The organism is Embleya sp. NPDC005575, from assembly GCF_040605455.1.
Lineage (GTDB): Bacteria > Actinomycetota > Actinomycetes > Streptomycetales > Streptomycetaceae > Embleya.
The window spans coordinates 1-7,418 of the sequence record NZ_JBEXCV010000261.1; the positions used below are offsets into that span (position 1 = coordinate 1).

A 7,418-nucleotide genomic window follows, 5' to 3' on the forward strand; every position below is an offset into this window, starting at 1 on the left:
AGGCCGGCGAGGCCCGGGAGGAACTCCGCGTCGTCGACGTGGCACAACTGCTGTTGCAGTCCGTGCAACTCCCCGAACCACCGGCGGCCGAGGAGGCCGAGCCGGAGGACGCGGCGGAGCCGGAACCGGTGAAGTAGCCGCAGCCTGCGGCGTACCGCGCGTTGGCGGCGCGGCTTGCAGCCCTCATCTCCCGACCGTCGTCGGGGGATGAGGGCTTCGTGGGTTCACGGCGGCGCGGGCAACGGGTGGGCTACGCCGACTACATGGTCGACCCGGCCCTCCCGGTCGGCGGCATGTGCCGGCCGCTCGGCCCGGCGGCGGCCTCGGCCGTGGCGAGCAGTTCGGCCACCGTGCCGGTGAAGTCGGGCAACATCGCGTACGCGGCCACCCACGCGTCGGGCGGCGGGGCACCGGTATTCGGCCAACGGCGGCAGCGGCCGACTCCGGCGCGTCGCGTGCTGGGCGGTCCCGCAGCCGGAGGGCGGGCGGTTCTGCGGCGCGGATCGGAACGCACCCCGGGAGTCGGGCAACTGATGGTTTGTGCCGGTTGGCGCGGGCGAGCAGGCCGGCTGATTTGCCGCCTTTTTCTTACCGGGACCGGGCCCTAAAGTCGTCTTCACGGCTGGTGACGATGTGATCACGCAAACGTGACGGATCGTCAGCATCCTGGGGGGCGACCGTGATTCCCGCGTCACGCCGGGGCTGATGGTCGGAGGGGGAGGGGCGCTCGACGATTCCGTGCGACGGCGTTGTGGGCGATTCTCGACGGGAGGGGCGCGTCGAGGTCGCGGGCAGGCGTCGAGGGTTGTCCCGCAACGCTTTCGAGGCCGGTATGCCGGGTGGCGTACCGCCTCGGAGCCGTTGCTTCGGAATCGAAAGGCGCACCGAGGTGTACGGGTCCGGCGGCGCGCGCCGCCGGACCCCTACACCTGTGTCGGAGGGGTCGCGACCCCGACCGGGCCGCGCGATCATGACGTCGGGGTGTGCAAAATCCCCACGCCCTGACTGTGACGAACCCCCTCGACGCCGTTCACTCGCCTGACTCGTATGTCCGGAGCCTGCCGGGTTCCCAAGTCCCGTCGGTGGGCTCGGGTACGGTGCCGCGATGACGGAATTCGTATTGGTCGCAGGTGCCTGGTTGGGGTCGTGAGGCGTGGGACGAGGTGGTTCCGGACCTGCGGGCGGCGGGCCATCACGTCGGCCGGGTCCGGCCGCGATCCGGGCGTGGTCACGACGGGGCCTCCGTCGGCTTCGAGGCGAGGGCGGTCGTGGTGGTGGGCGTGTCGGGTGCGCGGTCGGCGAGGCGCTGCGAGTGGGCGGAACGCGGTGTCGGCCACGGCCGCGCCGGCGGTTGCTCCCGGGTCAGGCCGGTCAGAACGGCGTCGATCAGCCGCTCCGCCTCCCGATCGACGGCGCGCAGGCCGTCGAGGTGTACCAGGCCGTCGGTGAGCAGCGTGGCCAGCCCGTGTACGGCTGCCCAGACCACGAATTCGGCTCCGGGGCGGGCGGCGGAGGGCAGTTCGCCGGTGTCGACGAGCCGGTCCAATTCGGCGGCGAGCACGTCGTGGGGGTGTGGTGAGATCGGTGTGCGCAGGTCGGTGTGACCAGCGGCGAAGGCCAGCCGGGCGACCGCCGGGTCCTCCAACGCCCAGCGCACGTAGCTGCGGCCGTAGGCGATCAGGCGCCGGTGGCGATGGTCGCCGGACGCACGGTGGGCGGCCCGGCGCAGCCGCTCGCCCAGGCGCGCGATCACCCGTTCGGACAGGGTGCGCACGAGTGCGTCGCGTGAGTCGAAGTGATGATAGGCGGCGCTCGGGCTGACCCCGACGCGGGCTGATGCCTCGCGCAACGACCAGCCGTCGACCCCTCGTTCGCGCACGAGTGCCTCGGCGGCGTCGAGCAGCGCGGCGCGCAGCTCCCCGTGGTGGTATCGCTCTTTGCTCACCCGTACATCTTAACAGTGCTCAGATGTACGGATGCGGTTCGGTGCTATGGTCCCCAGGTCGTCTGATCGGCACAGGAGTGGTGCGCGGTGGGGTCGGTGTCGGTCAGCGGGTCCGGGATCGCCCGGGCCGTGGCCCGGTGGGCGGCGCTGGGGGCAGGCTCCGTTCGATGGCGGCGACGCGTTCGAGCGCGCGGTGAATTTCAGCCGCCTCCCGTCGATACGTCGCGAGCGCCTGCGGGATGACGTGCACGGGAACCCGGTCCTTGAGCTCCCTGCGCAGGTCGGAGTAGCCCTGGCGAAGCTCGGCCAGCTCGGCCAGGAGGTGGTGCCGGGCCAGGCGTACCAGCAGCGCCGGGTGGCGGCGCAGCACCTCGTGGTTGCGGTAGCCGGGTGGGCAGACCTCGTACAGCGCCTCCGCCGTGCGCGGATCCAACCCGGCCGGTGCGGAGGCGGGCTCGGGCCCGCGTGCGGGTTCCCCCGAGGGTTGGGTGCCGAGTCTGGCCTTTTGGCGCGCGACGTCGAACCGGCTGGGCAGCTCCCAGGACGGTGTGGCATCGGCGGTGTCGTTCATATGTTCGAATTATCGCATCTCGGATACCCCTCTCGGCAACCGGAACGGGAAGCCGAGGCAGCGAACGGTCCGGAATCGGGCGAGCGACACGGTCACCCCGGCCCGACCGCGCACCGGCGAACACGAGCACTGTCCAGGCGGGAGTGGGTGCATTGGCGCACTCCGGTGGTGGTCACTGGTCACGCAGGTCGACGAGGGTGATGCCGCACGCACGGCGAAGCGCACGCAGCCGCAGCCCGACCGCGTCGAGCACGTCCTGCCTGGCACGGTCCGTGGGGCCGGCTTGCCGAAACGGCAGGGATCGTCGCCATCGTCGGTCGGCGATCCGGCGGTCGCCGAGCGGGTCCGGCACCAGTCGACGGCCGGCTCACGGCCCTGGCCGCCGGCTGCGCCGACCCGACCCGACCCGACCCGACCCGACCCGGAGACCCGCCGCCTGTCGGCCGACGAGGTCTTCCCGCGCCAAGCCGAGGTCACCACCGTCGATGCCTGGACCGGGACTCTCGGCTGATCGAGCCCGGGCGCCGCCGGCGGTGGGCGCATCGATGCCCCCACCGCACGGCGACTCGATGCGCCCGCCGCCGGTGACCTGGTCAGCCGGCGATCGGGACGAGCAGAACGGGGGCGTCGGCGTGGTGGAGGACGGCGTGGGTGACGCGGCCGAGGTTGGGGCCGAAGCGGCCGGTGTTGCGGTGGGCGGCCAGTACGACCAGCGTGGCGTGGGCGCTCGCGGTGACCAGGGCGTGGGCGGGAGTGTCGATGGCGATGTCCTCGATGACGGTCACGTCCGGATACTTCCCGCGCAGCGCCGCGAGGGCGGCGGTCAGGGTGGCCTGGGCGGCCTCGCGCCAGTCGTACAAGGCCGGGGCGTAACCGGCGCTGCCCGCCATCATGGCCGGGTAGCGCCACACGTGCAGGGCGCGCAGCGGGAGGCCCTGGGACTGGGCCTGGGCGAAGGCGGCCTCCAGCGCGGGGGCGCAGTCGTCGTCGGATACGCCGACCACGATCGGCTTCGCCGCATCCTTGTCGCTCGTGTCGTGATCGGGGTGGACGACCAGCAGCGGGCAGCGGGTCACGGCCGAGACGGGCAGGCTGACCGAGCCCAGCAGCAGGCCGGCGAAGCCACCCAGGCCCCGGCTGCCGACCACGAGCAGAGCGGCTCGGTCGCTCGCGGCCTCCAACGCGTCGATGGCGTTGGCGAATTCGACGGTGGTGCGGATCGACAGATCGGGGTGGCGCAGCCGGGCACGTTCGGCGCCCCGGTCGACGATGTTGCGGGCTTCCTCGCGTAGTTGTTGCCCGAAGCGGTCGTCGGCGTGGCCGAGTTCGACCCATTCGAGCGCGTGCAGCACCTCCAGGGTGGTGTGCCGGCGCAGCGCCTCGTCCGCGGCCAGGTCCACGGCCCGGTCCGCGCCGGGCGAGCCGTCGAAACCGACGACGACGTGTCCGCGCGGGGAAGTCGGCTGGGAGGTCGAACCGGTTGAGTCGGCTGCCTGGTTCACGGCGATCCCTTCGGTGTCTCGGCGGCCCCGGTGGGCCGGCCTGTGATCAGTCTTCGTCGTCGTGCGGACCGGGCCCAGGGCCGGATGTCCCGCTCCGGGTGAGCCGGTCGACCCGGCCGACCGGGCCGACCCGGTCGGCGGCGATCGGTGGCGGGGAGTGCGTACCCCGCGTGCGTGGGTGCCGAATCCACCGGGCGGGGCCGGGACGGGCCGGCCGGGCGGCTCGGGTGGCGGGCGCCGCCCCCACACCGGAGTGGGCGGACCCGAGGGCCTCGGGACGGCGGACCGGATCGCGGTGTCGGGAACGGCTCGGAGCCGGCCCGGTGTCGCCCGCCGGTCCAGGACGGCGCCGGCATCCGGGGCCGGCCCGAACGAGCAGGTACGGCCGAGGGGTTCCGCGTGTTCGCGGAGGTTGGCCGGGCCGCGCTGTCACGGGTGTGGTCGGCCGGCGGGCCGAGACCGTCATCGCGCACGCGCACCCGTACGTCCTCGACTTCGGCTTGGATGCACCTCGCCGGGGCGTGGCGGGCGGCGTTGGCGAGTATCCCGCGCAGGACGGCGACGACGGGGCGGCCGTCGGGTTCGGTACGCGGGTGTCCGGCAGTCCGTCCACGCACAGGGTTGCCGCGAAGCCCAGGCTCGGACGGACCGCGTCGACTTCGCGTAGGCAGCGTGAGCGCAGGCCGGTACCGGTGCCCCGGCCGCCGGCCTTGAGGCGGAAGACGGGAGCGGATGACCTTGCTCGCACCGGACGCCCGGCCACCCACCGGGCGCGGGCTGACGGTCGATCGGCGTGGGGGCGGGCCGACCGGCCCCGATCGTTCGGGACTTCCGGCCCTGTTCGGCGGGCCTCCCGGCCCCGAGACTGAGTGCGCGTCGACCCGACCGGGTGCGCGTTCGCAACCGTCGGGGAGCACAGCATGGAAGCCGGCCTCACCACCGAAGCCGTCGCCGGAGCACGGCTTCCGCGCGACACGGGCGCCGCGAGCATCCCTGTGCCGAAGCCGACGAGCGGGCAACCGGACGCCAGGATCCGGGTGTTCCTCTTGGACGACCACGAGATCGTCCGGCGTGGCCTGGCCGACCTGCTCGGGGCCGAACCCGACATCGAGGTGGTCGGCGAATCGACGTCCGCGCAGGAGGCGATGCGGCGAATACCGGCGCTGCGCCCGCACGTGGCGATCCTGGACGGGCGCCTGCCCGACGGCAGCGGGGTCGACGTCTGTCGCGTGGTGCGCTCGTCCTTCCCGGAGATCAACGCGTTGATCCTGACCTCGTACGACGACGAGGACGCGCTGTTCTCCGCGATCATGGCCGGCGCGGCCGGCTACGTCCTCAAGCAGATCCGGGGCAACGATCTGGTGCGCGCCGTACGGGAGATCGCCGCCGGCCGGTCGCTGCTCGATCCGGCGGTCACCGCGAAGGTGCTCGAACGCGTGCGTACCGGATCGGTGGAGGACCCGCGGGTCGCCTCGCTCTCCGACCAGGAACGTCGGATCTTCGACCTGGTCGCGGAAGGTCTGACCAACCGGCAGATCGCCGAGCGCATGCACCTCGCGGAGAAGACCGTCAAGAACTACGTGTCGACCATGCTGCACAAGCTGGGCTTCGAACGCCGCGTCCAGGCGGCCGTGTTCGCCGGCACGCTGCCACGCCGCTCCTGCGACTGAGCGAACCGGCGGCAGCCCGACCCGACGTCCTCAGTCCCCGATGGTGGCGTTCCGGTGGTGCCCACGAAGCCGGCCGTCTCGTTGACCCCACCGCCGGTGAGCACCTCGCGGTCGCGCATCCCGCGCCCCCTTGCAACGTCCCGCATGCGCGCTGTCACGCCCTGCATTCGCTCGGCCCGGGCGGCAGGGCGAGGGATGTCGTCGGCGCAGCCCGGGCGGGCCCGGCGCGGATCACTGCGAGTCGCTGTCCCCCGGTGGCGGGCGGCCGGGCACGACGAGCACGGGTCGTTCGGCGTGCCCGGCCAGTTCCCTGGCGACAGACCGCTCCAACCAGCGATGCAGCAGGGTCCCGGGGCCCGTACCGGGCCCGCCGACGACGATCATGAGCGCGTCGCAGTCGTGCGCGATCGCAGCGATCCGATGCAGCGCATCGCCCGTTTCGTCGGCGTAGGACCACTCGCCCGCAAAGTCGGCCAGGGTTCGTTCCACATCCGCGCGATGCCCGGCGAGGGCGTCGCGCAGGTGTCGGGCCTCCAGGTCGGATCCGGCGAGATCGGGATCGCTCGGATAGTCCGTGGAGTCCACCACGTGCACGACCCGCAGTCGAATCCGCAGGCGCCCGGCCAGGTCGGCGGCGAACACCAGGGCCGCACCGCTGCGCGCGTGCGTTTCGAAGCCGACGACCAGGTCACGCGTGGCCGAGTCGTCGCCCGACGGTGCCAAGTGTGCGGCGTCCTCGCCCGATGGTGACATGTGCGCCTCCTACGAGCGGCAAAGGAGGGCCCGGGCACGAGCGAGCCCTTCCGGCCAGTGTCGACCCGACACCTCCGGACCCGCAACGCGCACGGGCGCAAGCGCGGCCGTGCGTACCGGCCGCACACCGACTGGGCGTGGCGGTGTGTGTGGGGGTGTGACCCGGATCTCTTTTCGGTGCCGATGAGTCCGGCGGGTCGGGGCGGTCATATCGGCAAGAAGGACGGCAGGGGCCGAGCGACCCGGGCGATTCGCCGGGAGTGGGCGCTCTGTCACAATCCGATATCCACGGTCATGATCATGCTCATGATCCGACGAGAGGACGCGAGAAGATGAGCGACGTCGTGAAGGGCCCTGCCGCCTACTTTCCTTCGATCGAGAAGAAGTACGGCCGGCCCGTCTCGGAATGGCAGGGCCTGATCCGGTCCTCGCTGCTGACCAAGCACATGGAGCTGGTTACCTGGCTCAAGACCGAGCACGGCCTCGGCCACGGCCACGCGAACGCCCTCGTGACACACACCCTCGCCGAGGACAGCGGCAAGTAGGGGCTGCGGCGTACCCGAGCGCCCGGCGTGTCGTCGTCGGACCGGGGCCAGTGGGCCCGTCACGGGGGCGCGGGCCCGCGGTGTCCAGGCCGGTCGGCGAAATGGCGGCCGGCGCGGCCACGGCTCTGCTGTACTGGGGAAGTGGCCGTCGCGCGTTCGTGGTCGGGCGTGGGCGGGCCCGGGCGGTGAGGGGGCGGCGCGGTGGCGAGTGGGTGGCGAATCGCGGTGTTGGTGGCTGCGGTTGTGGTTGTTGCGTCGACTCCGGTGATCTGGTTGCTGGACGGTCCGGACGCGGGCCAGTTGATCGGCGCGTCCGTGCAGGCCGCCACCGGTGTCGCGGCCCTTGTCTGGGCCTACCTCCAAGGCGCCGATGCGCGAGCGGCGCGGGACTCCGCCGTCGACACGGGCGATGCTCGCGCACACCGAGGCGGC

8 protein-coding genes are annotated in these 7,418 nt (G+C 72.6%); 2 read left to right on the plus strand and 6 right to left on the minus strand.

The features are described 5' to 3' along the window. Positions 1-259 precede the first annotated feature (259 nt). The 5 genes from ABZS54_RS41210 to ABZS54_RS41230 form a co-directional block, all read right to left on the minus strand. Positions 260-388: a hypothetical protein gene (locus tag ABZS54_RS41210; protein WP_355548040.1), complete on the minus strand. Its 129-nt coding sequence runs from the start codon at positions 386-388 to the stop codon at positions 260-262. Positions 389-1,228: 840 nt separating this feature from the next. Further along, positions 1,229-1,945, minus strand: a complete 717-nt coding sequence (locus tag ABZS54_RS41215; protein WP_355548042.1) for a TetR/AcrR family transcriptional regulator — start codon at positions 1,943-1,945, stop codon at positions 1,229-1,231. A 103-nt stretch (positions 1,946-2,048) separates the two neighbouring features. After that, a complete protein-coding gene (locus ABZS54_RS41220) occupies positions 2,049-2,516 on the minus strand; it encodes a hypothetical protein (RefSeq protein WP_355548045.1) in 468 nt (155 codons plus the stop codon). Between the two features lie 172 nt (positions 2,517-2,688). Further along, complete coding sequence (locus ABZS54_RS41225; RefSeq protein WP_355548048.1) at positions 2,689-2,868, minus strand: hypothetical protein; 180 nt, start codon at positions 2,866-2,868, stop codon at positions 2,689-2,691. Positions 2,869-3,109: 241 nt separating this feature from the next. Beyond that, the gene (locus ABZS54_RS41230; RefSeq protein WP_355548051.1) at positions 3,110-4,018 is read right to left on the minus strand and encodes a universal stress protein; all 909 of its coding nucleotides are present in this window, start codon (positions 4,016-4,018) and stop codon (positions 3,110-3,112) included. Between the two features lie 920 nt (positions 4,019-4,938). Here ABZS54_RS41230 and ABZS54_RS41235 point away from each other — a divergent pair. Continuing rightward, a complete protein-coding gene (locus tag ABZS54_RS41235) occupies positions 4,939-5,688 on the plus strand; it encodes a response regulator transcription factor (protein ID WP_355548054.1) in 750 nt (249 codons plus the stop codon). 231 nt (positions 5,689-5,919) lie between these two features. Here ABZS54_RS41235 and ABZS54_RS41240 read toward each other — a convergent pair whose 3' ends face one another. Continuing rightward, positions 5,920-6,441 (minus strand): universal stress protein, encoded by a 522-nt coding sequence (locus ABZS54_RS41240; protein ID WP_355548057.1) that lies wholly within the window; start codon positions 6,439-6,441, stop codon positions 5,920-5,922. 332 nt (positions 6,442-6,773) lie between these two features. On the opposite strand from ABZS54_RS41240, the gene ABZS54_RS41245 reads away from it, so the two are divergent. After that, positions 6,774-6,986, plus strand: a complete 213-nt coding sequence (locus ABZS54_RS41245; RefSeq protein WP_355548060.1) for a DUF4287 domain-containing protein — start codon at positions 6,774-6,776, stop codon at positions 6,984-6,986. Positions 6,987-7,418: the final 432 nt, after the last annotated feature.

Excerpts from the sequence above, each read along its gene's own strand:
- ABZS54_RS41220 (WP_355548045.1), bottom strand. The coding sequence starts at position 2,516 with ATGAACGACACCGCCGATGCCACACCGTCCTGGGAGCTGCCCAGCCGG.
- ABZS54_RS41235 (WP_355548054.1), top strand. The coding sequence starts at position 4,939 with ATGGAAGCCGGCCTCACCACCGAAGCCGTCGCCGGAGCACGGCTTCCG.
- ABZS54_RS41240 (WP_355548057.1), bottom strand. The coding sequence starts at position 6,441 with ATGTCACCATCGGGCGAGGACGCCGCACACTTGGCACCGTCGGGCGAC.
- ABZS54_RS41245 (WP_355548060.1), top strand. The coding sequence starts at position 6,774 with ATGAGCGACGTCGTGAAGGGCCCTGCCGCCTACTTTCCTTCGATCGAG.